25 protein-coding genes are annotated in these 24,506 nt (G+C 40.5%); 12 read left to right on the top strand and 13 right to left on the bottom strand.

Going from position 1 to position 24,506, the window contains the following annotated elements:
- Positions 1-7: 7 nt before the first annotated feature.
- The 10 genes from RIB15_RS07715 (at position 8) to RIB15_RS07760 (ending at position 5,984) form a co-directional block, all read left to right on the top strand.
- A complete protein-coding gene (locus RIB15_RS07715; protein WP_350201576.1) occupies positions 8-532 on the top strand; it encodes a hypothetical protein in 525 nt (174 codons plus the stop codon).
- 61 nt (positions 533-593) lie between these two features.
- Positions 594-1,100, top strand: a complete 507-nt coding sequence (locus RIB15_RS07720) for an OsmC family protein (RefSeq protein ID WP_350201577.1) — start codon at positions 594-596, stop codon at positions 1,098-1,100.
- A gap of 16 nt (positions 1,101-1,116) precedes the next feature.
- The gene (locus RIB15_RS07725; RefSeq protein ID WP_350201578.1) at positions 1,117-2,475 is read left to right on the top strand and encodes a hypothetical protein; all 1,359 of its coding nucleotides are present in this window, start codon (positions 1,117-1,119) and stop codon (positions 2,473-2,475) included.
- Between the two features lie 104 nt (positions 2,476-2,579).
- Entirely contained in the window at positions 2,580-2,876 is a 297-nt protein-coding gene (locus tag RIB15_RS07730; RefSeq protein ID WP_350201579.1) for a cupin domain-containing protein, read from the top strand.
- Between the two features lie 24 nt (positions 2,877-2,900).
- The gene (locus RIB15_RS07735) at positions 2,901-3,305 is read left to right on the top strand and encodes a gamma-glutamylcyclotransferase family protein (RefSeq protein ID WP_350201580.1); all 405 of its coding nucleotides are present in this window, start codon (positions 2,901-2,903) and stop codon (positions 3,303-3,305) included.
- Between the two features lie 72 nt (positions 3,306-3,377).
- Complete coding sequence (locus RIB15_RS07740) at positions 3,378-3,698, top strand: ArsR/SmtB family transcription factor (protein WP_350201581.1); 321 nt, start codon at positions 3,378-3,380, stop codon at positions 3,696-3,698.
- 10 nt (positions 3,699-3,708) lie between these two features.
- Positions 3,709-4,254: an SRPBCC family protein gene (locus RIB15_RS07745; RefSeq protein WP_350201582.1), complete on the top strand. Its 546-nt coding sequence runs from the start codon at positions 3,709-3,711 to the stop codon at positions 4,252-4,254.
- 5 nt (positions 4,255-4,259) lie between these two features.
- Complete coding sequence (locus RIB15_RS07750) at positions 4,260-4,697, top strand: SRPBCC family protein (protein ID WP_350201583.1); 438 nt, start codon at positions 4,260-4,262, stop codon at positions 4,695-4,697.
- A gap of 8 nt (positions 4,698-4,705) precedes the next feature.
- The gene (locus RIB15_RS07755; protein ID WP_350201584.1) at positions 4,706-5,287 is read left to right on the top strand and encodes a DUF6940 family protein; all 582 of its coding nucleotides are present in this window, start codon (positions 4,706-4,708) and stop codon (positions 5,285-5,287) included.
- 52 nt (positions 5,288-5,339) lie between these two features.
- Complete coding sequence (locus RIB15_RS07760) at positions 5,340-5,984, top strand: class I SAM-dependent methyltransferase (protein WP_350201585.1); 645 nt, start codon at positions 5,340-5,342, stop codon at positions 5,982-5,984.
- Positions 5,985-6,042: 58 nt separating this feature from the next.
- On the opposite strand, the gene RIB15_RS07765 is transcribed toward RIB15_RS07760, so the two are convergent.
- Entirely contained in the window at positions 6,043-7,809 is a 1,767-nt protein-coding gene (locus tag RIB15_RS07765) for a T9SS type A sorting domain-containing protein (RefSeq protein WP_350201586.1), read from the bottom strand.
- A gap of 253 nt (positions 7,810-8,062) precedes the next feature.
- On the opposite strand from RIB15_RS07765, the gene RIB15_RS07770 reads away from it, so the two are divergent.
- On the top strand, positions 8,063-12,283 hold the full coding sequence (locus tag RIB15_RS07770) for a choice-of-anchor I family protein (protein WP_350201587.1): 4,221 nt from the start codon (positions 8,063-8,065) through the stop codon (positions 12,281-12,283).
- Between the two features lie 93 nt (positions 12,284-12,376).
- Positions 12,377-12,802, top strand: coding sequence for a hypothetical protein (locus tag RIB15_RS07775; protein WP_350201588.1), 426 nt, complete (start codon positions 12,377-12,379; stop codon positions 12,800-12,802).
- Here RIB15_RS07775 and RIB15_RS07780 read toward each other — a convergent pair.
- The 12 genes from RIB15_RS07780 to RIB15_RS07835 form a co-directional block, all read right to left on the bottom strand.
- Positions 12,793-13,035: an anti-sigma factor gene (locus tag RIB15_RS07780; RefSeq protein ID WP_350201589.1), complete on the bottom strand. Its 243-nt coding sequence runs from the start codon at positions 13,033-13,035 to the stop codon at positions 12,793-12,795. The two genes, RIB15_RS07775 and RIB15_RS07780, sit on opposite strands and share 10 nt — an antisense overlap.
- 49 nt (positions 13,036-13,084) lie before the next feature.
- A complete protein-coding gene (locus RIB15_RS07785; RefSeq protein ID WP_350201590.1) occupies positions 13,085-13,729 on the bottom strand; it encodes an RNA polymerase sigma factor in 645 nt (214 codons plus the stop codon).
- 148 nt (positions 13,730-13,877) lie between these two features.
- Positions 13,878-14,777, bottom strand: coding sequence for a GTP cyclohydrolase FolE2 (gene folE2, locus RIB15_RS07790; protein ID WP_350201591.1), 900 nt, complete (start codon positions 14,775-14,777; stop codon positions 13,878-13,880).
- Between the two features lie 29 nt (positions 14,778-14,806).
- Entirely contained in the window at positions 14,807-15,238 is a 432-nt protein-coding gene (locus tag RIB15_RS07795; RefSeq protein WP_350201592.1) for a 6-pyruvoyl trahydropterin synthase family protein, read from the bottom strand.
- A gap of 106 nt (positions 15,239-15,344) precedes the next feature.
- A complete protein-coding gene (gene pelA / locus RIB15_RS07800) occupies positions 15,345-16,478 on the bottom strand; it encodes a pectate lyase (RefSeq protein ID WP_350201593.1) in 1,134 nt (377 codons plus the stop codon).
- 447 nt (positions 16,479-16,925) lie between these two features.
- Positions 16,926-19,916: a histidine kinase dimerization/phosphoacceptor domain -containing protein gene (locus RIB15_RS07805; protein ID WP_350201594.1), complete on the bottom strand. Its 2,991-nt coding sequence runs from the start codon at positions 19,914-19,916 to the stop codon at positions 16,926-16,928.
- Positions 19,917-19,920: 4 nt separating this feature from the next.
- Positions 19,921-20,808 carry a PstS family phosphate ABC transporter substrate-binding protein gene (locus RIB15_RS07810; RefSeq protein WP_350201595.1) on the bottom strand — a complete coding sequence of 296 codons (888 nt, stop codon included), beginning with the start codon at positions 20,806-20,808 and terminating at the stop codon, positions 19,921-19,923.
- A 248-nt stretch (positions 20,809-21,056) separates the two neighbouring features.
- On the bottom strand, positions 21,057-22,094 hold the full coding sequence (arsB, locus tag RIB15_RS07815) for an ACR3 family arsenite efflux transporter (protein ID WP_350201596.1): 1,038 nt from the start codon (positions 22,092-22,094) through the stop codon (positions 21,057-21,059).
- A gap of 1 nt (position 22,095) precedes the next feature.
- On the bottom strand, positions 22,096-22,542 hold the full coding sequence (locus RIB15_RS07820; protein WP_350201597.1) for a DUF6428 family protein: 447 nt from the start codon (positions 22,540-22,542) through the stop codon (positions 22,096-22,098).
- Between the two features lie 36 nt (positions 22,543-22,578).
- Entirely contained in the window at positions 22,579-23,187 is a 609-nt protein-coding gene (locus RIB15_RS07825; protein ID WP_350201598.1) for an arsenate reductase/protein-tyrosine-phosphatase family protein, read from the bottom strand.
- 11 nt (positions 23,188-23,198) lie between these two features.
- On the bottom strand, positions 23,199-24,104 hold the full coding sequence (locus tag RIB15_RS07830; RefSeq protein WP_350201599.1) for an arsenite methyltransferase: 906 nt from the start codon (positions 24,102-24,104) through the stop codon (positions 23,199-23,201).
- A gap of 1 nt (position 24,105) precedes the next feature.
- Positions 24,106-24,438 (bottom strand): ArsR/SmtB family transcription factor, encoded by a 333-nt coding sequence (locus RIB15_RS07835; protein ID WP_350201600.1) that lies wholly within the window; start codon positions 24,436-24,438, stop codon positions 24,106-24,108.
- Positions 24,439-24,506 lie beyond the last annotated feature (68 nt).

The raw sequence follows: 24,506 nt of genomic DNA on the forward strand, positions 1-24,506 counted from the left end.
AAACACTATGCACAATAGAAACCCGAAAAAGAGACTTAAAAACAGATTACAGTGGACATTTCAGGTTGAGGGAATGAATGTGGTCATGTTTTTTGGAATCATGGTCTTTCTCAACTTCAACTACAATTTTTATGACCTGATATTTCTCTCCTATGGTTTATCCCTGATGTGTTTTATCCTTTTTCAGGGCACTTATTACTGGTGGATCAAGTACTCTGTGATTACAGAGCGACAAGTTTTTAAAAACACCGTTCTTTCACGCTTTCGAAAGTTCAGAAAGCAAAACCAGATAGCAATAATAGCGATCCCTCTTATGCTTTTGATTCAATGGTTCCTATCGGGCAAAAGTATCAGCAGTGATAATCTTATCGGATGGGCCATTTTCGCCAACCTCTTCGGAGTATGTGAATACATCAATTACTATCACAAGCAATTGATGTACGACAACAGAAATGACCTGAACTACCTGCTGCAAAACCGAAAACTAAAAGAAGCAGCACTCCATAAAGACCTTCGCGAGAACAAAATCTAAATTGATTCTGTTTTAGCACCTCATTACAAAACTATTAATTCACTTACTCTAGCCTAATTCCATGAAATCCGCAGAACTCAAAGAAATACAGCAACCCCTCAAAGAACAGTATAAACAAGATCCGGAGAAGGCTTTGGTTACCTTAAAGGCTTCTTCACGGGTTGGCGAAGGCATCACCTGTAAAGTAGAAACAGGAAAAGCTATGGTTAAGGCTGGTCTCCACCCCGCAACAGGAGGTGATGGATTATCTGTATGTTCGGGAGATATGCTGCTTGAAGCACTTACAGCTTGTGCCGGAGTCACCTTGAGTGCTGTGGCAACAGCCATCGATTTCAACCTGAAAGATGCATCCATTCATGCCGAAGGAGACCTGGACTTCAGGGGCACTCTGTCGGTGGATAAAGAGGCCCCGGTTGGGTTCAAAAACATAAGAGTGAGCTTCGAACTGGATACCGATGAGGAGCAGGAAAAGATTGACACCCTGATTAAACTTACCGAACGGTTTTGTGTTGTTTATCAAACTTTGGCAACCGGTAATGATATCTCTGTATCCGCAACTAAGACCTAAATAGAACTCGAAAAATATGATTAAAATAATTGGAAGTTTTTTCTGTGTTTTTTTGGCACTAATTAATTCATTTGCTCAGTCTCCCATTAATACTGAAAGAGAAAAAGCAGAACCATTATTTCATCTCGTCAATGATATAAAAATTAACGGGACTGTCGATCAATCATTAGTATTTGATTATGGAGTGTTGGTTGTATGGAGAAACCGGCATTCAGATCACACATATTTGTCAAAATTTAACAACAGGGGAGATTTAAACTGGGAACGTAAATTCCCCGTCAAAAATAATCTCAGAGCCTCTGTCTCCAAATCAAGTAATACGATCATATTAAGTATTCCTATCCCTTGGGAAGATGAATATAATACCGCCTTAAGAAAATGTGATTACAAAGTTTTAAACAGAAATGGGGAGCTCCTGAATGAGTTTAAACTAGACTGTGCTGTTGTAACTCCAATAGGTGATAAAGGGTGGGTACTCCTTCAATACGAACAGTATTCAAAAACTATTTATAACTATCAAAAGAGTGAGTTTTTTGAAGAAAAAGATCACCTGACAAATATCACAGTTCTATCAGACAACACTCTAATTATATTTGAAAAAATTTGGGAGAAAGTAAGTCAAGCAGATGTATCGAATGAGAAAAAAGGGGATTATACTCCAGTAAATAAACAAAGGAATAGAATTCGTGCAAAACTTGATTCTGTACTTCTTTCTACCCTAACAATTTCAGGTGGGGATATTAAGTCAAATAAAAATGCTTTGAGGTCTCAGGAAAAAATTGATTATGGTTTTGGGTTTGATTCTCAGCAGGTTGAATTTGAATCCCTTTCGAATACTATTGGCTGGAGTACCCGTTTTCTTACTCAGGTAGAACCAACGAGAAAATATGAGAGCAAATTATTTTTTCTAAACCAAAATGGAGAATTGAAAAGTACTTTCTCTTCGAATTCAGCAATTGAGAACTTTTCATTTGTTAACAGCTCCACTGTTCTGGTCTTTTTGCAACATATCAATCCTTTAAAACCTTTTGAGTCTTCAATGGCTCTTTATGACATTATCGAAGAGAATGTTGTCTGGGAAAAGAAAAATGACATGTTCAAGAACTATGCCCCTAAAACATTTGTCGTGAATGAAGATGTAGACTTTTTACTGTTGCAAGGTAACATTAAGCCTGAACAATCTTGTAAAACAGATATCTTGCATTTAGAATTGCAATCAGGAAGAGTCAGTTGCCCGCCATTATTCAAAGAATTGGGGCCATTATATCATCCTGAGTTAATACAGCTTTCAGAAAATAATACGCAATTTCTTCTTATCAACTCAGAAAAAGACAATCTGTTTTTTGCATCTCTAAATGAGAAATTTGCAAATTGATAAAATCTGTGAAAATTTAAATCGATTATGAATAATGGGAGGATTTCGCAATAGTCCGCCCAATTTTGTAAGATGTTTTTGCACATTCAATTAACCAGCCAATTATGACTGTAGATGCCATAAAAGAACAGCTCAAGACTGCCAAGAATCCAGTAGCTAAATCTTTTCATATCGGAGATCATTTTAAAGTTCTTATTTTTGGATTTAATAAGGGAATGAAGCTTGAAGATCATAAAGCCCATCACCCCACAAAATTACTGGTGCTGGAAGGAGAAGTAATTTATCACCAGGAGAAGAAAGACATACGCCTCAAAAAACACCAGGAAGTGGAAATACCGGCCGAGGTTTCTCATTCGGTAGCCGCTCTTGATGATGCCCTCGTATTACTTACCCAAGGCTGATTTGTTTAGTAACCGCCCGGCAGCATGACAAAAACAAATCTGCTTTTTGTGTATGGAACGCTTATGAAAGGCTTTGAAAACCCTGTAGCCCGGCATCTCCATTCTACCCAGAATTTTCTTGGCGAGGCTTACTTTCCCGGCCTGCTTTTTAAAGTAAGTTTTTATCCGGGAGCTGTTTGCATACCTGATTCTGAAAACAAAGTCTATGGCCACTTATTCAAAATCACTCAAAATCAAAAACAACTCCTCCAAAAACTGGATGATTACGAAGGTATAGGTACGCAATTTAAACAGCCGAATGAATTCAAGCGCGATGTGATTCCCGTCTTTTTTAAAGGACAATCCTTAACGGCCTACACCTATCTCTTCAATGCACCTTATAATCAATACCCAGTCATAACCTCCGGCCGTTTTTCTGAAGAGGCATAAACTTTTATTTGCGTAACCAAATTGTTACACATATATTTACGTAACCAATTAGTTACATAAAAGTTTCAATCTATGCCCCAGGATGTTTTCCAAGCCATTGCTGACCCAACCCGTCGGGAAATTATCGATCTGCTAGCCGGACAATCGCTCCCTGTAAATGATGTTGCCGAGAAGTTTGATATGAGCCGGCCTGCCGTATCCAAGCATATCAAAATATTAAATGAATGCGGTCTGGTCTTGATCCAGAAACAAGGCCGCAAACGCTATTGTCGGGCTGATACCCGCAAACTACAGGAAGTAATGGAGTGGACTCAACGCTACCGCCAATTCTGGAATAAGAAGCTCGATGCACTTGAGTCTTTACTGACCGATATTGACAACACCAACACCTAATGAAACAACCATGAATGATAATAAAGGCGTATTTACTGAACCGGGAACTATCCGATTTGAAAGGCTTTTGCCTGGCCCCGCTGAACGGGTGTGGGAGTTCCTTACCAAATCAGAATTAAAGGCTAAATGGCTTTCTGCCGGGGATGTAGAAACAGAGGTAGGGGGAAAGGTTGAGCATCAATTTGATCATGCCACACTTTCGCCTGAGGATGATTCATTTCCGGAAAAGTATAAGGACCTTAAGTCGGGAGATTCATCCCACGGCGTAGTTACTCAATGTGATCCCCCTCACCTTCTGAGTTACACCTGGGCTGAAGGTGATGGTACGGGTTCGGAAGTAACATTCGAGCTTTTTCCGGAAGGAGATAAAGTCCGACTCGTATTAACACACCAGCAATTACCGGACGAGAAAGAAGTTCAGCTGGGAGTTGGCGCCGGTTGGCATACCCATCTTGGCATCTTAATTGATGTGCTGGAAGGGAAAACACCGAAAGGATTTTGGAAAGTGCACATGCCTTTAGAAAAGGAATATGCTAAGATAGTTGATAAACTTTGAAGAGCATGAGTAATCAAAACTTTAGTATATACCATCAATTATATATCAAAAAAGACGCGAAGTCAGTTTTTGAGGCCATTACTCAACCCGAACACCTCAACAATTGGTGGCCATTAAAAAGCTCAGGCGACCCTGGCATCGGGAACGAGTACAACTTCTATTTTGGAGAGGAATACGATTGGTATGCGGAAGTCACTACCTGTATTATCGATACATCTTTTCATGTTAAGATGATCCGGTCGGACAAGGACTGGGCTCCTACAACTTTTGGATTTGACTTGGAAGAAGATAAGAATGGAACCCAGTTAACCTTCCAGCATATTAACTGGCCTGCTTGCAATGATCATTTCAAAACGGCTTCTTATTGTTGGGCTATTTTATTAAAAGACCTCAAGAATTATATTGAACATGGTGTAATTGTGCCTTTTGAACAAAGATCATAACAAAACCTATGTGGGAAGCAGATACAATTGAATCTTCCGAAAATCATACCCGATTTGCAATTCTTGAACAAAATGAACCCATTTCAAACCTCCGTTTTCTTGAACTTCTTCGTGATGAAAACCCTTTTTGTACCTTTTACAACAACTATTTGAAAAGCCTGCCATTCGAGGCCTTCTTTTGGGAAAATAAGCCTATCACCACTTCCAGGCTTGAAGAGCCTTATGAATGTAACGTCATAAAAAGTGATTATTTGGCTCAAAAATCCTCGGATTTTCAAACTTTCAGTTCCCATTTTAAAAAAGAGAAGCAGGTGGTAAGCTTTCCGAATTTAGGAAATGATGCCCAACTCATTGCCCCCTGCCCTGTTGGTAAGGGTAAAGGATATCCACACATTGGCACCTTCATTCGGGAAGCCCCTGAATCACAAGTTCAGCAGCTCTGGGAACGAACAGCCAGACAAATGCTGAATCAAATTGGGGAAGAGCCAAAATGGCTGAGTACTTCTGGTTTAGGAGTTTTCTGGCTTCATATTCGCATTGATTCTGTCCCAAAGTATTATCAGACTAAAGAATACAAAGACGTTGATTGAAATGGACTAATATTCCGAAATATTTTAATTACTGATATACTTATCATCTAAAATGGATCCTAAAGAATTAGCTCAACAGCTTAGAAAACCTACTGGTGAAGCCGGGCTGGAAGTAGCCACAGCGTTAAACGAATCGAATCAGGAACTGTACGATCTCGCTTTTGAGGTGCTGAACCTAAAACCTCGCCAAAATATACTTGAGATCGGTTTCGGTAATGGAAAACACTTTTCACAGTATTTCCAGGCACAACCACAGCTGAACCTCACCGGCGTTGATTTTTCTACAGATATGTGTGAAGAAGCCATGACCCGCAATTCCCAGTTCATAGAGGAAGGAAAACTGAGTATTCACTGTGCAGAAACCTCTTCGCTCCCATTTCAAGAGAATGAATTTGATCTAATCCTGGCTATCAATGTGATTTACTTCCTGGATCCACCTGAATCTCACCTGCAGGAAATCCGCAGAGTCCTGAAACCAAATGGCTCTTTCCTTGTCGGTTACCGTCCGCGGCACTCTATAGAACACCTTGAGTTTACAAGGCATAATTTTGTGCTTTATGAAACTGATGTACTCGTCGACCTTATGGAATCCAATGGATTCAAAGTTTCAGATCAGAAAACCAAAAGCTATCAAAAGCTTGCAGTGGATGAGACTGAATTTGAAGTGAAAGATGCATGTCTTGTTTTACAAAAATAAAAACGCCTCAGGTTAGATTAACCAGAGGCGTTTGAATATTAAAGAACTGAAAATCTATTTACTTTATCAGCATCATCTTCTTGGTAAGCTGTTGCCCTGAACCCGCAGACAATCTGTAAATATACACACCACTTGAAAGATTAGCGGCATCAAAGGTTACCGTTTGTTGTCCGGCTGATTGCCTTCCATTTACCAGGGTTGCCACTTTCCTGCCCATTACATCAAATACTTCCAACTGCACAGAGCTGTTTTCAGACAACTGATAGCTGATTTGAGTGGTAGGATTGAATGGATTTGGATAATTCTGTTCCAGTGAGAATCCTACAGGCTGATCGGCAGGCTCATCTTCATTGCTAACCAGCGTAGTAAACTGAAAGCGTGTCCATATAGGGTAATGGTCAGAAGTAGAGCTCAAATAACTGCCAATGTAAGAGGTATTTTCCACGCGCTCTGTAGCTACAATGTATTCATCAGAGAGCTCTGAGGTAATGGTTATATGATCGATGAAAGAACCCGATGCCTGTGACTGAAACCCTCTTTCTTCGAGGCTTTTTGTAAGTATTGTATAGTTTTCATCTTCATCAAAGTTATCATAAGGAGAATCCTCACCAGTTGTAATTGAGCCTGTGATGGTATCGTTATAATCACCCAGGAAAATCACATTATCCGCTGATCTTTCATTATCCAGATATAGTTTCAGTTCGCCGGAAGCATTTTCCCTTTGCTCGTAGGAATCGGTGTCGTCAAAGGCTTTTGCGTGAATGTTGTACGCATAAATTTCCCGGCTTTCTCCGTCAATGGTAACATTGAATCTGAAGAATAACGGATAACGTCCATTCGCCCAGTTAGACTGAGTCATACCCGTCGTTATCATTCCCGAATCCAGGGAATCAATGGTAGCTCTTTTGAAAATAAAAGCCGTTTTCTGGGTTTGAGCAAAATTAGCGATAAAGCCTCCATAACCTTCCAATCCAGCTATTAAATCAGAAAAGGCAGTGGTGCTTGAAATCTCCTGAAAAGCATATAAATCCGCATCCACTTCGTTAATAACCCGGGTCACATTTTCCATTTGCTCTTCTTCATCATTGGGACCCTGACTCCCTGACCCAAACCATTCAATATTCCAGGTAGCTACTTCAAAAGTTTGGTCTTTGGAAACCTCTTCTCCTGGATAGGTCAGTTCTTCAGCATCAATGTCATTTAAATCGCGGGGCAAAAGTTGAAATGTATCACCAAAGATCCCAACCACGCCTACAATGGTGGTGATTCCCTCCGGAGCCGTTGCTCCAATTACTTCTGTATCGTCATTTATGTATAAGACTCCACTTCCCGTTCGGTCTGTGATCGTATACTCATCAGACTGAAAGGCTCCTGTATGAATAATATCCACATCCATAGAAACTAACTGTCCTTCATAATCTCCGGATTCAAGCTCTGCAACTGTGATGGGTACAGGTTTTACATTGCGATTCCCTTCCGGAAAAAATTCATACTGTACATTATCACCAACAATCTGAATGAGGCCATTGAACTCTCCCAGCTCTCCTGTAATCACAATAGAATCGCCCCGATTCACATCCAGGTCAAAACCGTTATCACCCCGCATTAAATCAAAGTTAAACCAAGCTATACCACCCGTTTCGTCCTGAAAATAAACAGGGCCTTCAAATTCGTTTGTAACAGTCATATGGCCGGTTACGGTTACCGTTGTCCCCTGATCTTCTTGCCGGGCTTCAGAAATAGAAATGGGTTGCTGAGCTAAAAGATTAGTAGCAGATATGAGAAAAATAAAGAGGAACAATAATGAGAGGCGCATTTTCTTCATTGAGAACAAAAATTTGATGAATATTAATTATTTAAGATAGGACTTTTCGGAACCGGGTGCATAATCAGGATAGCCTAAAAAAGGCTTTGATTATTTTTTAGAAATAAAAGTTAAGCTTTCGCTAAAGCCATTAAATTATTGTTATCCCATTCTATAATCATTAATCAGAAGTAATGTGACCGTAAAAATTCGGTAACAGTACTTAAACAATTTGTCGGTTCATAAAACCTTACACTTATTAACCGACAAACCTATGAAAACCAATACAATTCGATTAGCTTTACTGGCTTTTTCGCTCTTGTTCTCAGGAAGTGTTCTTGCCCAGCAAAGTAGTTTCGACCTGACACTACTGGGAACCTATAAAACTGGTATTTTTGACGAAGGAGCTGCAGAAATTTCCGCTTATGATCCTGGATCAAAACGACTTTTTTTCACAAACGCTGATGCTAACACCATTGTAATTCTTGATTTAAGTGATCCATCTAATCCTGCCGAAGTCTCAACTATAGACCTGGACACTTATGGCGGGGGTGTGAATAGCGTGGATGTTTACAACGGAATCGTTGCAGTGGCGGTAGAAGCCGACCCAAAAACTGACCCCGGGGCCGTAGTATTTTTTGATAAAGACGGTACATTCATCAGTAGCGTTCAGGTTGGAGCTCTTCCTGACATGCTTACTTTTACTCCGGACGGCTCCAAAGTTGTAGTTGCTAATGAAGGAGAGCCCAGTGATGATTACACAATCGATCCGGAAGGAAGTATCAGCATTATCGACGTTTCAGGTGACCTTTCTGCAGTTTCTGCTACAGAAGTGACTACTGCAGATTTCACTTCATACAATGCACAGAAAGCGACATTAATAGCTGATGGAGTTCGAATTTTCGGACCTAATGCATCTGTTGCCCAGGATATAGAACCAGAATACATTACTGTATCAGAAGACGGATCTATGGCTTATGCCACCCTTCAGGAAAATAACGCAATCGCTGTCATTAATCTCACAACGGGAGTTATAGATGATATTTATGCATTAGGCTATATTGATCATAGCTTGACAGGTAACGAACTAGATGCCAGTGATGACGATGATAAAATCAATATTCAAAACTGGCCCGTGCGTGGACTATTTATGCCAGATGCCATTGCAAGTTTTGAGGTAGGTGGTACCACATATTTGGTTACTGCAAATGAGGGTGATGCCCGCGAATATGAGTATGAAAATAGTTTTGGTAACGATACCCTTGCCTATGCTGAAGAAGCCAGAGTTGAAGATATTGAACTAGACCCATCAATTTTCACAAATGCAGCAGAGTTGCAAAACGATACCACTCTTGGGCGACTAAATATCACTACAGCATTAGCTGACACAAACGCAAACGGCCAATATCAAACGTTGTATTCTTTTGGAACCCGTTCTTTTACCATATGGAATGCTGGTGATGGATCCAGGGTATTTGACAGTGGCAGTCAGTTTGAAATGAAATTGGCGGAGTTAATTCCAGATAACTTTAACTCAGACAATACGGAAAACGGCTCATTTGACAGCCGAAGTGATGCTAAAGGTCCGGAGCCAGAAGCTGTAACCATAGCCACTTATGCCGGAAAAATTTATGCTATGATTGGTCTTGAGAGGGTTGGTGGTATCATGGTATATGATGTAACAGACCCAATGAACCCGGAATATGTGACCTACTCTACTTCCCGGGACTTCTCAATAGCTACTTTCACCGAAGATGATATTGAAGAACTCGATGATCTGAATGATAACGCAGGTATAGCTGCTATTCTTTCCAGTGTCGTTGAATCTGGTCCTGAAAGCATCACTTTCATTAAACAAGGAGCAAGTACTTCTGCAAAACCACTCTTTGTTGTTAGCAATGAGATTACTGGAACAATCACCGTATACGAAGCCGACATAGCAAGCGATGCTGCCCCACTTTTCTTTTCAGAGTATGGAGAAGGAAGCAGTAATAACAAATACCTCGAAATCTATAATCCTACGGAACAAATTGTATCGTTGAGCGAGTATGCATTCCCGAATGGAAATAATACCGTTGATATACCAGGATCTTTTGAGTTCTGGAATTACTTCCCTGAAGGCGCTGAGATTGCTCCCGGAGATGTATATGTTATCGCTCACCCTTCAGCTGATGCTAAGATTCTGGCTGAAGCAGATTTTACCTGGCAGTACCTGAGTAATGGCGATGATGGCTATGCACTGGTTTACGGTAACGAAGACAACTACCAAATCCTTGATATCATTGGTGAACTAGGTGAGGATCCTGGCTCAGGATGGGATGTGGCAGGAGTAAGCAACGGGACACAAGATCATGTACTGGTCAGAAAGGAAGCCGTTGTAAATGGTAATCCTGCACCACTTGGATCTTTTGGTACTGATGCAGACAACTCCGAATGGGTTGTACTTGAGAATGAAAACTGGAAAAGTTTAGGAAAACGTGAGCTTAATCCGACTTTCTCATTAACCATTCTGCACAATAACGACGGAGAATCTCAACTTATAAATGCAGGTTCAGGAGACCTCGCTAATTATGGAGGTGTAGCCCGCTTCAAAACACTAGCCGATCAGCTTAAAGCAGAAGCTGTTGCTGAAGGCCGGGGAGTTATTATGCTAACCTCTGGAGATAATTTCCTTCCCGGACCTGAATTCAATGTTGGGCAGGAGAATGTAGAAAATGGCGGGGATTATTATGATGCCATCGCCTTAAATGCAATTGGATATGATGCCTTTGCAATCGGAAACCATGACTTCGATTTTGGGCCTGATGTATTGGAAGAATTCATTTCTCAATTGGGAGAAAATGCCCCCTTTATTTCTGCAAACCTCGACTTTAGTGGTGAGGCTGGTCTACAGGCTCAATTCGATAATGGCTTGATCGCAAAATCTACCATCCTGTACACTAATGGAGATTCTGTTGGAATTGTAGGAGCAACTACTCCTTCACTTCCATTTATTTCCAGCCCAAGAAATGTTGAGGTAAGCTCTGCTGTAGCTGATTCGGTTCAAAAACAAGTAGATCTGCTCACCGCGAAAGGCATTAACAAGATCATCTTGATAAGCCACCTGCAAAGTATTAAAGAAGACTCAGCACTTGCTGCAGAACTTTCTGATGTAGACGTGATGATCGCCGGTGGTGGTGATGAGTTACTGGCAAACGAGGGTGACCTTATGGTGCCCGGCGATGAAGTGGCCAACGCCTTTGGACCTTATCCTTTGCTGTACAAAAATGCCGACGATATCGATGTTCCTGTTGTAACTACAACCGGTAACTATAAGTACATCGGTAAGCTTTCCCTTGAATTTGATATCGACGGTAACTTAATCTCTGTTCTTAATGATAAATCTGGCCCGGTTCGTGTTTCTGGTGTTGGAGATGATGCTGTAGCCGAAAATGCAGTTGTTAAAACCTCAGCTGTAGATCCGGTTATTGCAGGCCTGGAAGCACTGGATCAAAATATAATCGGAACATCAGCAGTTGTCTTGAATGGGGTTCGCGGAGATGTCCGAACGAAGGAAACTAACCTGGGGAACCTTATTGCAGATGCCCTTTTATGGCAGGCAAAAGAGCTGGCAAGTACATTTGCTGTTGCCGTTCCTGATGTAGCCCTGCAAAATGGGGGTGGAATTCGTAACGACTCACAAATTCCAGCTGGAAATATCAGTGAGCTAACTACTTTCGATATCCTTCCATTCTCCAACTTTACCTCAGTAGTACCAAATATTTCTGCGTCGCAGTTTAAGGAGATTATGGAGAATGCGGTTTCAAGAGTAGAAAACGTAGACGGTCGTTTTGCCCAGATTGCTGGCTTCACTTTTGAGTATGATCCACAAGGAACTGCTCAAATCCTAGATGCTGATGCAAATGTAACCACTGCAGGCTCCCGTATAATAACTCTTACCCTCGATGACGGAACCGAAATAGTTTCTGAAGGCGAAGTAGTGAGCGGAGCGCCTGCTGTTAGCATTGCCACCATCAACTTTTCTGCATCCGGTGGTGATCAATATCCATTCCGTGGTGCAGCTTATACTACACTTGGTGTAACTTACCAGCAAACTCTTGCAAATTTTATAACATCTTCAGGAGCACTAAATGGTACAATTACCTCCGAAGATTACCCGGTTGGCGGGGAAGACAGAATCACGGTCTTTGAAGAGATGGAGACTTCCAATGAGCCAAATGCCGGAATTCCTGAGAGGTTTGCACTCAAACAAAACTATCCTAACCCTTTTAATCCAACGACTCAAATTGCGTTTGACCTGCCGGAAACTGCAGAAGTTCGTTTGAGCGTATTTGATATGCTGGGAAGGAAAGTAACAGATTTAGTAAACGAGAGAATGTCTGCCGGTACTCATTCTGTACAATTTGACGCTTCTGCACTTTCAAGTGGCATGTATATCTACCGTATTGAAGCCGGAAGCTTTTCCAAAACCCAAAAAATGATGCTTATCAAATAGGCCTTTTAGCTTAAACTTAGCTAGTCCTTCAAACCCTGTGCATTTAGATATGCATGGGGTTTTTTATATCTCATTTTCTGGTACCTTATTCCTATGAAAAAGAAAATGTGTGGTTTCGTTCTTGCCTTGCTGGTTATAGCCGGCTGTAATACCCCTTCAGAGAAAGTCCCCGACTTTATTACCGGCTCTTTTAACGATGACTATGGCATAGAGTATGAAATATCGCAAGAACTGTGGCACCAGAAGCCGGATGCCAGATTTCACATCGTAACCTGGAATGTGAAAGACCAGTATCTGATTGCACGGAATGACTCAACCAATCCTTCAGAACCAGGGCTTTATACCCGGTTCGACTGGATGAAATTTGAGAATATGCCTCCTTATAGATGGGGTTTTTGTATGACTACCTACAATGCTAAAACTATTGAAGAAGCCAGAAAGATCTCTGAACCTGACAGAGAAAACCCTAAAGAAGGTTGTAATGGATTCCCTTTTTCAAGGATGAAGAATCACGAGTAGATTTTTAGTTCTTCCATCGCCTTCAGCAAGGCTTGATATTCTTCCTTACACTCACCACATTTTTCCAGATGCTCTTTAACAAGTGGCATCGCTTTTTCAGGTGATTTCCCCAGAAGCTCCATTTCTGCGAATTCATGAATCTGATCGAAGCATTCCCCACAGCCCAACTCATTCTCATGAGTTGCTTTTACGGTGCCGACTAATATTTTTATGATCTGCTTGTTCAATTTCATGTCAGAATAACTCTCTTCCTTTTTTCTGATGTGCTGAGCCTACCATATCTTACATCTCCTCCAAAAGTTTTTCCGGATCAATACCGTCCAGCTCCAGGCTATTCTTAAGCTTAAGCCGTGCATCGTGTACTAACTTATAGATTGCATTTCGGTTCGTGTCCATTTTTTGTGCTACAATCGTTAATGGAATTTGATCAATAATCAGGTATTGAAGCACTGTTTTTTGTTTCTCCGTAAGCTCTTCATTCATCACCTTCATTACCTTTTCCACCATCATAGCTTCGTGGGTAAGCTGGTCGGGTAATGCTTCTTTCTCTTCAATCTCAACTGCATGTTCAGCTTCACCCTTGGGATTCACATAGTCATGCAGCGAAATATCATTATATCGTTTACGGCGGAGCTCCGTATACCCTTCTCTCACAGCGATCTTCATAGCCCATGTTGTGAATTTGCTTTCTCCACGGAATGTATCCAGCTTGTTCAGAATTTTCAGCACAGCATCCTGCGCGATGTCTTCCACAAAATCCCCTAAATTTTTGTCTACGTATTTATACAGAGAAGCTTTTAATCCCCTTACTAAATACGCCCTTAATTTTGAAATAGCCGCTTCCTCAGGAGGTGGAGACAATGCTTCTATCCACTCTTCATTGGTAGAATAATCCGTATTAGATTTTTTCCTGAACCGGTTGAACATTCAAAAGGGGTTTATTTTCCGCTACAGCTTGAACTCAGTAGATGGCCAATTATTTTATAAACTAATGTAGTAGTTGTAAACATGATTTCACAAAAAAGCCTCGCTCTTTTTTGAAGAACGAGGCATTTCTTTGAAAGAACTACCTAAGTTATCTCAAGCCATTTGGGAGTCCTTTGCAAATTCGGCTTACAGCATCGTGGCTGTGGAGGCTTTCCATGTGTACACACCGTACCACAAAATCGCGGATGCTGTTGTAGCTGTCCAGCTCATCATAAAGCAACCGGGCGGCATCTTCTACAAACTTTTGGTATGCGCCATTTAACTCAGCAAATGCCTGTTCATCTTCCCGTTTAACCATCACCTGTGTTTCGGTTTGCAGAGCAGTTCGGCAGATATTCACCAGGTCTTCCACAAAAAACTCATCTTTCAGTGCCACCGTGATATTAGCAACACTTCGCTGGCTATGTGGGATGGCAGCAACATCGCGGGTCTCGCGTGCATGTTCTGATAATTCATACGAGCAAGGGCAAGCACTGCTGTATTCAAAATCGAGATGCATGTATTTCTGGAACTGGTTATAATTATCCAGCTTGCCTTCAAAAGAGACCTTGTAATACTGATACCCTTTCATTCCTGAACGAAGACTATCTTTCAGAAGCGGATAGTTAAAACTAATTCTAAGATATGATTCCTGACTTTCCAGATTTTCTTTATATGCCCTGAGAATTTCTTCAAGGCGGTCAAGATGAAATACCTTATCCTGAAATTTATAAAAGGTCCGCATAATGCGGCTCATATTAATGCCCTTTTTATCCATTTCAAGACTAACATATCCGTCTACGGAAGCTTCAAGTGTAATGGGTTCTCCTTCTCTTCTGCGAAACTTTAGCGGCAGCTTAAAATTGGAAATCCCCACCTGCTGAATAGGCACATTGGCGCCTTCAATCAAAGAAGCAGGACCATTTTGTAAATCCGGCAAAGATTCTTTGTAGTCTTTTGTTACCGTAAAGGTAGGGTCATAAAATCGTTGTACTTCATTCTTAATCATATCTCTAACTGCTAATGATGAATAGTCTGTTATATTCCCCGATAAGGACAATATTCGGCAATATTTCGTTCGGTTTCGAAAAGTTTGACCATATAAAGCTTACCATTGTTGGCGCAGGCAGCTTCCACATCAGGCCTAAGCTCTTCAAAAAATGCACGGACCAGGTTTTCTGTTGTTGGGATAATCCCTTCCAGGAAATCAACGTCCAGATTCAGGTTCCGATGGTCGCAGGGATCCAGAATTTTTTCTTTTATAATGGATTTGAGCTTACCAAGATCAATGATATATCCCGTTTCAGGATCAGGCTCACCCGATACGGTTACTTCTATGATATAATTATGTCCGTGCCAGTTTGGGAGATTGCATTTCCCAAAAGTCTTGCGGTTCCATTCCTCACTCTTATCTGGATTATGAAGCCGGTGTGCGGCATTAAAATGTGCTCTGCGTGTTACAAACGTCAATGTTTCTATTCCTAAATTTTTTGGTTACTCGATAAGCTAACATTTAGAAATTAGAAACAGTTCTGCAAATGTAAATATTTTTCTGACCGACAAATTGCCCTTCCCTTTATTGAATTCTATCCAGCCATTTTGGATAATCTTTTTCCAATAATTCTTCCGCGTAGTTTCCAAGCCATGAGTAGCCGACACGGCGTTCATAGGGTATTTCAGATAGCGCATAATGTACCGTGCCTTCCCGATCCACAAACATCGGATAATTGGTTCCTATTTCGTAGAATCTTGCCCAAAGCGGTGATTCACCGGTTGGATCAAACCCCACAACCCGATCAAAACCTTTTGGCAAATCAGGTTTTTCTACCTCAATTATTCGTACATCTGTTAGCTTCACTTTATCAAACCAAACAACGGCACTGTTTATAGCATTGATTATAACGGAGTCCGGTTCCTCAATACCCATCAAATAGTAGACAATTCCTACGCTCTCTGATCCACTCAAAGAAATAAGCTCATACGTACGTGCGGCAGCGGGTTCCAGAGTTTCCCGATCATATTGCGCACACCAGGTTGTAAGTTTTCCATCTACTTCTACCTGTGTTTTCAAAATAATGTCCAGTCCTTTCTCAATTGCTTTGGTTGATTTTTCTTTTCTGTCAGCATCAACAAATGAATATGATTTTTCTTCATTAGCGACATCTCTCAATAGCTGCATCGCCCCTATCATAGCTCCATCATTAAACGTAATATGCTCGTAATACCCATTTCTGATAGGATAATATTGGGGCCAGCCGCCATTATTATATTGAGCCTGCAAAAGGTAATCTATGCCTTTTAAAACTCCATTCTTAAATCGTTCTCTTTCGGTAGCTGTATATACTTTGGCAAGATATTTTATTTGAGAAATAGTAGCTCCATTGTCTATAGTAATATCGTTCAGAGAGCTATTTGTTAAACTTTTATTTGTCCGGATGAGCTGTTTTTTCTGTTCAGACAGTTTTTTTGCCATATCAATATTTTTCGGCCAACCCCCACTTTCATGCTGATATAAAAGTACATTATCTGCGATTCGGATTGCCTCTGTACTTTTATACCATTCTGATTCCTGCAGAAGAGCTTCCCCCCAGGTAATCGGGTCTTCAGCGTTTTGGGCAGTCACTAATTGAATGCCTCCAACCTGAAATACTAAACTGCATAAGAAGACGAGTGAAAAGAAATAGGGTTGTGATTTTTTAGTGATCTTCATTCCAAAGTAATTTTGGTTAAAGAATAAATATAATATACAGGAGGATGGTTTGCAGAAATGCTTCCAAATCAAAAAATCAGCAACGTTCCGCTGTTTTAAACCTTCTCCAGCTTCTCAGGCTAATAAGAAAAAACAGCCAACAAAGTGTGTTTAATAACTCCAGATACAGTGATGAGGAAATACCAGAAATCGGTAAAGAAGTCCGTGAAACTCTGTTTAAGCTTGTTCATTATCTCATCGACAGCAAGCATTTAACACTACAGCATATCAAATTAATTAATCAATAAAATGTATGCTGAATTTGAAAATCCAGAGTCAGAAACCATTCAATCGGGTGAAGTCGTTACTTTCATCAATTCCCGTAAAGCATTCCTACCATATTGAAGGTAATGAATTTAACATCAAGCAAGTCTCTCTACCACAAGATTAAATTAAAGTCAGGGCTATTTATAAGCCTGTTTTTTCTTTTTTGAATGTTATTTTGAAGAGAGAGCCATTCTCTGAAATTGTTTCCAGAGTCCCTTCAAGTTGAGACACCAAGGTTTGAACCAAGGTGAGACCAAGAGAACCTGTTTCCATAGGATCTTCTTCAGGCATACCAATGCCATCATCCTGGATAACAAATTCGATTTCATCATTTTCCTTTTGCTTGAACTTTATACAGATATTCCCCTGCTCCTTTCCCTTAAAAGCATGTTCAAATGCATTACTAACCAACTCATTCATTATCAGACCGCAGGGAATACTTTGATCCAGATTCAGCTCCAGGTCGTCCACTTCGGTATGTACAGAGATATCTTTGTTTTCAAAATTGTAGGAAGAGGCAATGATTCGGGTTAAATCAGTGACATATTTTTCAAAGTCAATTTTAGCAAGGGTATCGTTTTGATATAATTTTTCATGAATCAGGGCGATACTTTGAACCCGCATCTGGGCTTCAAGAAGAACCTGGGAGGATTTATCGTCATCTATTTGTCCACGTTGTAATTCCATTAAACCTGAGATAACAGCCAGATTATTTTTGATCCTGTGATGAACCTCTTGTATCAATATTTCTTTTTCTTTGAGTGTGGCCCGAAGATACTCTGTTCGGTGATCCACCATTTTTTTCAACTTCTCTTTTTCAAGCCACTGAAGCCGTAATCGTTCTCCGCCATACACCAATCCCAAAAAACCTGCCACCATTAATCCAAAAAACCAATATGAATTCCAAAATGGTGTATCAATAACAAATGGGAATGAAGCAGTTTCATTAGTCCATAGTCCTTTTTGGTTCTGCGCCTTTACTTGAAATATGTACTTCCCGGGTTTTAAATTCTGAAAGCTGACACTGTTTAGCTTGGTAGGTTCTGACCAGTTGTTATCGAGGTTTTCAATTTTATACTTATAAGTAAGTTCCTCAGGCGAAGAATAATCTAAACCCTCATAGTAAAATGTGAGATTATTCTCTTCTTTTTTAAACCTTTCAACCGGACCATTCCTGATTTCATCATCAAGCTTAATAGTAGCGCTCAATTGATTCGATTTGTCTCTAAGGAAATCTACGCGGATATCAGTAATTATAATTCTCGGGCCTTTTGAAACTGTCTCCTCAAATTGATTCGAATAAGAAAATACTCCCTGATCAGATCCAAACCAGATAGTCCCCAAATTTTCAGCTACAGCATGGTGATTTGTTTTCATACTACGTATATCATTTTGATAGGCAATATGGACCATCGAGCTAAGTTTGTTATTCCTGAAACTTAACTTATGGAGCCCTGATGAAGTGGCGTGCCAAAGGGTACTATCCGTAAGTAATAAAGACTGGGTGTCCACAGTCTGAAGACCTGATCTGTTATCAAACACATCCGTTTCTCCAGTTTTTGGGTCAACTCTTATGATCCCTTCAATTGTCCCCAGCCAGTATTGGTTCTGTTCATCTGCAATTACATACCTGACTTGAGTTTGGAAATCTGGTGCATAAAGGATCTCAGGAGTTACAACTTCCCTGTCCCGGAGTACAGAAAGTCCCTGATCAGTTGCTACCAGTATTTGCCCATTTTTATCCTGATTAATATGTAGAACATAACTGCCGGTAAGCCCGGAATCTATGGTAATAATCTTATACTCATTATCTTTTATGGTGATAAGACCATTTGGTGTACCCGCATAAATCGTTGAATCCTCGCCTATAAAAGTGTCTGTTATATCCTGACCATAAGAATTAAAGTCTAAAAGCTGTAGTTTTTCAAAAGGAGAATAGCGATACAACTTTCCGGATTCTGAGAGAAGTAATAAATCTCCATTTGGGAAAGCTTCAATATCATCAATCTTTATATTCACTTCTGTGGATAAAACAGAAAACAAAGAAACCGAGTCGTCTTTTATAGCTGACAAGCCCTTATCCGTTCCAAACCAGACCATTGGAGAATTTGGATCACTAAAAACTGAATGCACTATATTGGAAGGAAGGAAAGTCCTTTTATCATACCTGATTAACGGAGGATTTCGTACAAGGTCTACGCCACTATCTTCAGTAAGCACCCAGTACCGTTGCTCCTGATCAAGAAATACACCTTTAATTTTATTATCACTCAGGTTGTTTTCCGATCCTAACCTTATGGCAGTTTTCCTGTCATAGAAATACAATTCATCAGAGTTGTTCAGAACCAAAAGATTGCCAAGCTCTGTCTCATTTATACTAATTATTGTTCCTAAACCCTCGCCAAAAAGATCTTCTGTTCTTTCTATTTCAGACCCAGCAGGTTTAAATATGCCTTTATCAGAAATGACCCAAGCTGAATTATTGGCCGAGGGGCTTACCTGAAAAAAATTGTGCCCCGAAAAACCATCAACTTCCTTGACCAAGGTTCCATCATCCGGGTTTAATATCCGGATACCCTGGTTGCTAAAAACCCATAATCCGAATTCATTTTGCCATATAGCTGTAATTGGTGATGGTTGTTCATTAGAAAAAGGGAAATGCTGTGTGAGCTGTACCTGACCTTTCTTAAAAAGTCCATTCTTCTCAGTTCCAATCCAGAGATCTGAATTCTCTGACTCAAAAATAGATGCCACCCTGAAACCTTCTCTCGCCAGGGTATCGAACGGATACGTGACCGTAGTTCCAGAAACTTTTGCCAATCCACCTGTCTTTGTAGCAACCCATAGTGATTCATCCAGATCTTCATGAATATGAGTTACCGTATCATCTTTAAGACCATTACTTATTGTAATTTGCTCACTGTACCGACCATTGAATTTTACCAGCCCCTCTCCTTCTATACCAAGCCAAATTAATCCATCCTTTGTTTGATGGATGGTGGTGATATTGTTGCCGGGCAATCCGCTTTTATCGGAATAGTTCTTTACATCCAGCAACTGTGCATGTGCTAAGTTACCGGCTACTGCAAATAAGAGAAAAAATAGGTACAACTGAATACTTCTTCGACACATAATCTCAGTTGTTAGAAAGGTTGGTTTTAATTGAATCGAGCTGAGATAAATATTTTTGATAAATATTCTCTGAGTGGGGGATATTACCAACATCAGATACTATATTTGAAGCGTGGATAAGATAAAATTCGATGAAGTCTTGAAGTTTTTCATTAGCTAATGCATTTGTTGAAACGTACATGTAAAGGGTCCTGGAAAGTGGCTGATAAGTGCCATTTTTAACTGAGTTTTCAGTTGGGGTAATAGGACCATCTCCATTTTCAGGATTTTGATCATCTATAGGTATCAGCTTAAGAGAGAAATAATTTTCCTTATAGTATGCGAACCCAAAAAATCCCAACCCGTATTTATTATCAGCCACCCCATCCACTAAAAGTATATCGTTTTCGGAGGCGACATAATCCCCCCTGCTTGAGCCGTAATCTAAAATAACCTCTGAAAAGTAGTCGTAGGTCCCGGAGGCACTGCTGGGGCCAAAAAGCTGAATAGGTTCGTCTGGCCATGAAGACCTTATATCTTTCCAGGTCTTTATTTCTTTTTCGTTTTTAAGACTCCAGAGCTTTTGTAACTCCTGAACCGTAAAAAAATCAACCCAATAATTTTCTGAGTTAACAACCAATGCAATACCATCTTTGCCGACTTCTATTTCCATAAATTCGATGCTATTGTCGGTACAAGATCGAGCTTCCTGTTTCGTGATCTTTCTGGATGCGTTGGCAATTTCTATGATGCCCGCACACAGCTTGTTAAATCCGCCTGAAGTTCCTGAAATGGTATGAGAAAAGGTCAGTCCATCTTGTTCAACACTAAATTCCTGGATAATCTTTTCAGAAATTGGGTAAACGGTACTGGAACCATCAATACTTATGAGAGAAGATTTATTTCGCTGCAAAAAATCGCAGGAGGTAAGAAAAAAGGATAAAAGAACAAACAGAACTGCCCTGATCATGTACAAAAATTGAGTGAGAAATTATCCTCTAACATACAATTCACAGTTTAATAAACTATTAAATACTTCACTGAAACTGAGGGGCTATGTAAAGTTTCTGTTAGTTTTTTGAATTAGTTCGGCTGCTTCGCTGAAATGAATAAAAAAGGCTATAACACCCATAAGCGGAGGCTACCCGCTTTACGTCTCGATCAATAAGCCGCTCTTCTTGCATTAGCAAACCGCACCAGCGATAGCATCACAGGCACTTCAATTAAAACACCAACAACGGTTACTAAAGCTGCACCAGACTGCAGTCCGAATAAAGCGATAGCCACAGCAACAGCGAGCTCAAAGAAATTACTGGCTCCTATCATAGATCCCGGAGCACAGACCTGATACGGAAGTCCCAGCCATTTTCCGCCAAACCACGCAATCCCGAAAATGAAATAGGTTTGAATAATCAGGGGAATGGCAATGAAAATAATATCCAGAGGCTGAGAAATAATACGTTCTCCCTGGTAAGCAAATAGGAGAATGAGCGTAATCAGCAGTGCTGAGATCGAAACCGGTTTGAATCTGGGTAAAAATTTATGGGTGTACCATTCCTTCCCTTTCTGAGCAATTACTACTTTGTGTGTCAGATACCCGGCAACCAACGGAATCACCACAAACACGATAATGGAAGCTGCCAATGTATTCCAGGGAATGGTTATATCAGTGATGCCTAACAATAATCCTACTATCGGAATGAATAGCACCAGGATCAGCAAATCATTTACAGAAACCTGTACAAGCGTATAGTTTGGATCCCCATCCGATAAGTATGACCATACAAAAACCATTGCCGTACAAGGAGCAGCTCCAAGTAAAATAGCACCGGCAATATACTGGTCGGCCAACTCCGGACTCAGCCACGCCGAATAGAGCTGATCAAAGAAGATCCATGCAAAAAACGCCATCGTGAAAGGTTTTATGGCCCAGTTAATGATAACGGTCCATACCACACCTTTGGGCGATTTTCGGATCTCTTTAAGCGATCCGAAATCAACCTGCAGCATCATTGGGTAAATCATCAGCCAAATCAGAATAGCCACGGGAATGTTTACTTTATAGATCTCCCACCGGCTGATAACCTCTATAGAGTCTCCGGCCAAATATCCAACTCCAATTCCGATTCCAATACATAGCAGTACCCAAACCGTCAGGTACCGCTCGAAAAAGTCCATTCTTTTTTGTTTATCCGACATGTTAACAACAGGCTCCGGCTTTGGCTGTTCGGGTTAAACTTGGCTTACAAACCGTTGGCTTGACCATTAAATCTATAACCAACCTTTCTTGCTGTACAGCAAAATTTTGAATTGAATATCTGCTGGTGGGGTGATCAGAATCACCGAATTCTATGAATAATTCCGCTTCATTTTGATATGACTTCTTTTGCCCAACCAAGTCAATGATTTTAAGTGCTTTATTGGTTGTCCATTCAGCTGTCTTGTAGGAGTTCTCATTCACCCAAAGCTGGATGACTGTCTCATTGTATGAATGTTGATTCCCGCCACAATCCACAGAGTCAACAGAATGATGCTGTATCTCAGTGATGTGCAGATCGCCTGAAATAATAGTGTTATCCGGAAGGCTGAACTGAAGTTCTTTGCCGGAATTATTAACCAATGTATTTATAAATGTTGAAGTATTCATTTTATCGTATTTATGCGATTAATTTGGATAAATTTTTTAGACCTTGCTCACCATATAAAACATCTCTGTTGCAATCTGAAAGCACCGTTCATCATAAGTTTCTTTTTCTGCATTAGTGCCATCAGATTCTTTTGGATCCCGATAGGTAATGGATATTCTAAATTCAGCTCCGGGCACAAAAGGACAGTTTTCGTCGGCATCAGAGCATGTCATGATAGCAGCAAAAGATGTATCAGGATTGAAATCATCATCAAAGGTTTTAGAGAAACAGATAAGCGGCTCGGCTTTTTCGTCAAACTTTACCATATATCTGGGATTTTCGCCGCCGGAATTTTTCACCATAAATCCGGCTCTTTCAATGGCTGCTACCGCCCTTGAATTGAAAGCTGTGGCTTCAGTTCCACCCGAATAGGTTTGGATGTTTTTGAGACCAAGCTGATGGGCTGCAACAGCTGTCCAAATCTGCGCCAAATGACTTCTTCTGCTGTTATGTGTACAAATGAAGTTCAGCTTTACGGGTTGATCTTTCTCAATCTTTGAACGGATATAATCAGCCAATTTCCCCAGTCTTTCTTTTCTTTCCGGGAGAATGGAATTAAAATCAGACTCCAGATTTTTTGTGTATTTTTTTAATTCTTTATACATCAGTTCTGTAATTAACAGCAGCCCGAACCGGGTTCACAGGCATTAGCATTGGCATTTCCAAGCATGGTCACCGCTTGCTGTTTAGTTGATTTATTTTCACCACCCTTTTGAGCGAAAACAGTAATACTGTAAATACCGGTTCCGCCAGAGTTAAATTCGACAATCTCATCTTCACTTAGATACTGATTCAGAATGTCATCGGGGATCTCAATAGGTTTCTGTTTCTGTATAGTGATATTTTCAAATCCGGCTTCTTTGATGTAGTCCAGATACGTTTCTTTCTGAATAGCTCCTGCTACACATCCGGCATACATTTCTGCGTCTTCTCTAAGCGCTTCAGGGAGATCTCCTTCCAGCACGATGTCGGAAATGCTGAAATGTCCGCCAGGTTTAAGTACCCTGTAGATTTCTGAAAATACTTTGGGCTTATTGGGCACCAGGTTTAATACACAGTTACTAACAACCACATCAGCTACGTTATCGGAAACAGGCATCTCCTCGATATCACCAGAACGAAATTCAACATTATTGAACCCAAGCTTGTCAGCATTTTCACGGGCTTTTTTAATCATCGGTTCCGCAAAATCAATTCCCAGAACTTTACCTGTTTCACCGGATTCATGCCGGGCTACAAAGCAATCATTCCCGGCTCCTGAACCCAAATCAATTACATAATCACCTGTCTGGATTTTTGCGAATTGAGTGGGAAGACCACAACCCAGACCTAAATCCGCCTCGGCGTTATAGCCTTCAAGTTCACTATAATCATCCGTCATGATATTATAAACCTTGGTGGATTCTCCTCCAGCTCCACAACAAGATCGGGCATTATAGTCTTTGCCTTGTTCGCTGATCTCAGAATACTTCCTGCGAACGGTTTCTTTGAGTTCTTCGGGGGATTTTTTTTTGGTTTTCATATTAGCAGCAGGTTGGCTTTGGTATTGAAATTTCTTCGATCATAACTTCCATCACAGATTTGAATTCAGCCAAATTATCCTCGTCAAAGCAATAGCAAGTTCTCACCCCTTCGATCTCGCCTTTAATAATTCCGGCCGACTTCAAAGCCTTTAAATGTTGCGAAACAGTGGATTGCGCAAGTGGTAATTCTTCTGTTATATCTCCACAGTAACAGGCATTCGTTTTAGCCAAGATTTGTAGAATTGCAATCCGTGCCGGGTGAGCAATGGCCTTGGCAAACTCAGCTGCTTTGATCTGTTTTTTGTTAAATAATTGTGCTTTTGTTATCGCCATAATCGTATATCGTAATTATACGATTGATAGTACGGGATTAATCATGAAGTGTCAATACTTTTTAGCGA

This window comes from Gracilimonas sp., assembly GCF_040218225.1.
In the GTDB taxonomy this organism is placed as follows: domain Bacteria; phylum Bacteroidota; class Rhodothermia; order Balneolales; family Balneolaceae; genus Gracilimonas.

What these genes read in the sequence shown, in the direction of transcription:
- arsB (WP_350201596.1), bottom strand. Translation starts at nt 22,094, where the DNA reads ATGTCGGATAAACAAAAAAGAATGGACTTTTTCGAGCGGTACCTGACG.
- RIB15_RS07760 (WP_350201585.1), top strand. Translation starts at nt 5,340, where the DNA reads ATGGATCCTAAAGAATTAGCTCAACAGCTTAGAAAACCTACTGGTGAA.
- RIB15_RS07735 (WP_350201580.1), top strand. Translation starts at nt 2,901, where the DNA reads ATGACAAAAACAAATCTGCTTTTTGTGTATGGAACGCTTATGAAAGGC.
- RIB15_RS07725 (WP_350201578.1), top strand. Translation starts at nt 1,117, where the DNA reads ATGATTAAAATAATTGGAAGTTTTTTCTGTGTTTTTTTGGCACTAATT.
- pelA (WP_350201593.1), bottom strand. Translation starts at nt 16,478, where the DNA reads ATGAAGATCACTAAAAAATCACAACCCTATTTCTTTTCACTCGTCTTC.
- RIB15_RS07805 (WP_350201594.1), bottom strand. Translation starts at nt 19,916, where the DNA reads ATGTGTCGAAGAAGTATTCAGTTGTACCTATTTTTTCTCTTATTTGCA.
- RIB15_RS07775 (WP_350201588.1), top strand. Translation starts at nt 12,377, where the DNA reads ATGAAAAAGAAAATGTGTGGTTTCGTTCTTGCCTTGCTGGTTATAGCC.
- RIB15_RS07740 (WP_350201581.1), top strand. Translation starts at nt 3,378, where the DNA reads ATGCCCCAGGATGTTTTCCAAGCCATTGCTGACCCAACCCGTCGGGAA.
- RIB15_RS07820 (WP_350201597.1), bottom strand. Translation starts at nt 22,542, where the DNA reads ATGAATACTTCAACATTTATAAATACATTGGTTAATAATTCCGGCAAA.
- RIB15_RS07745 (WP_350201582.1), top strand. Translation starts at nt 3,709, where the DNA reads ATGAATGATAATAAAGGCGTATTTACTGAACCGGGAACTATCCGATTT.
- RIB15_RS07720 (WP_350201577.1), top strand. Translation starts at nt 594, where the DNA reads ATGAAATCCGCAGAACTCAAAGAAATACAGCAACCCCTCAAAGAACAG.
- RIB15_RS07730 (WP_350201579.1), top strand. Translation starts at nt 2,580, where the DNA reads ATGACTGTAGATGCCATAAAAGAACAGCTCAAGACTGCCAAGAATCCA.
- RIB15_RS07750 (WP_350201583.1), top strand. Translation starts at nt 4,260, where the DNA reads ATGAGTAATCAAAACTTTAGTATATACCATCAATTATATATCAAAAAA.
- RIB15_RS07755 (WP_350201584.1), top strand. Translation starts at nt 4,706, where the DNA reads ATGTGGGAAGCAGATACAATTGAATCTTCCGAAAATCATACCCGATTT.
- RIB15_RS07830 (WP_350201599.1), bottom strand. Translation starts at nt 24,104, where the DNA reads ATGAAAACCAAAAAAAAATCCCCCGAAGAACTCAAAGAAACCGTTCGC.
- RIB15_RS07765 (WP_350201586.1), bottom strand. Translation starts at nt 7,809, where the DNA reads ATGAAGAAAATGCGCCTCTCATTATTGTTCCTCTTTATTTTTCTCATA.
- RIB15_RS07835 (WP_350201600.1), bottom strand. Translation starts at nt 24,438, where the DNA reads ATGGCGATAACAAAAGCACAATTATTTAACAAAAAACAGATCAAAGCA.
- folE2 (WP_350201591.1), bottom strand. Translation starts at nt 14,777, where the DNA reads ATGATTAAGAATGAAGTACAACGATTTTATGACCCTACCTTTACGGTA.
- RIB15_RS07770 (WP_350201587.1), top strand. Translation starts at nt 8,063, where the DNA reads ATGAAAACCAATACAATTCGATTAGCTTTACTGGCTTTTTCGCTCTTG.
- RIB15_RS07785 (WP_350201590.1), bottom strand. Translation starts at nt 13,729, where the DNA reads ATGTTCAACCGGTTCAGGAAAAAATCTAATACGGATTATTCTACCAAT.
- RIB15_RS07715 (WP_350201576.1), top strand. Translation starts at nt 8, where the DNA reads ATGCACAATAGAAACCCGAAAAAGAGACTTAAAAACAGATTACAGTGG.
- RIB15_RS07825 (WP_350201598.1), bottom strand. Translation starts at nt 23,187, where the DNA reads ATGTATAAAGAATTAAAAAAATACACAAAAAATCTGGAGTCTGATTTT.
- RIB15_RS07780 (WP_350201589.1), bottom strand. Translation starts at nt 13,035, where the DNA reads ATGAAATTGAACAAGCAGATCATAAAAATATTAGTCGGCACCGTAAAA.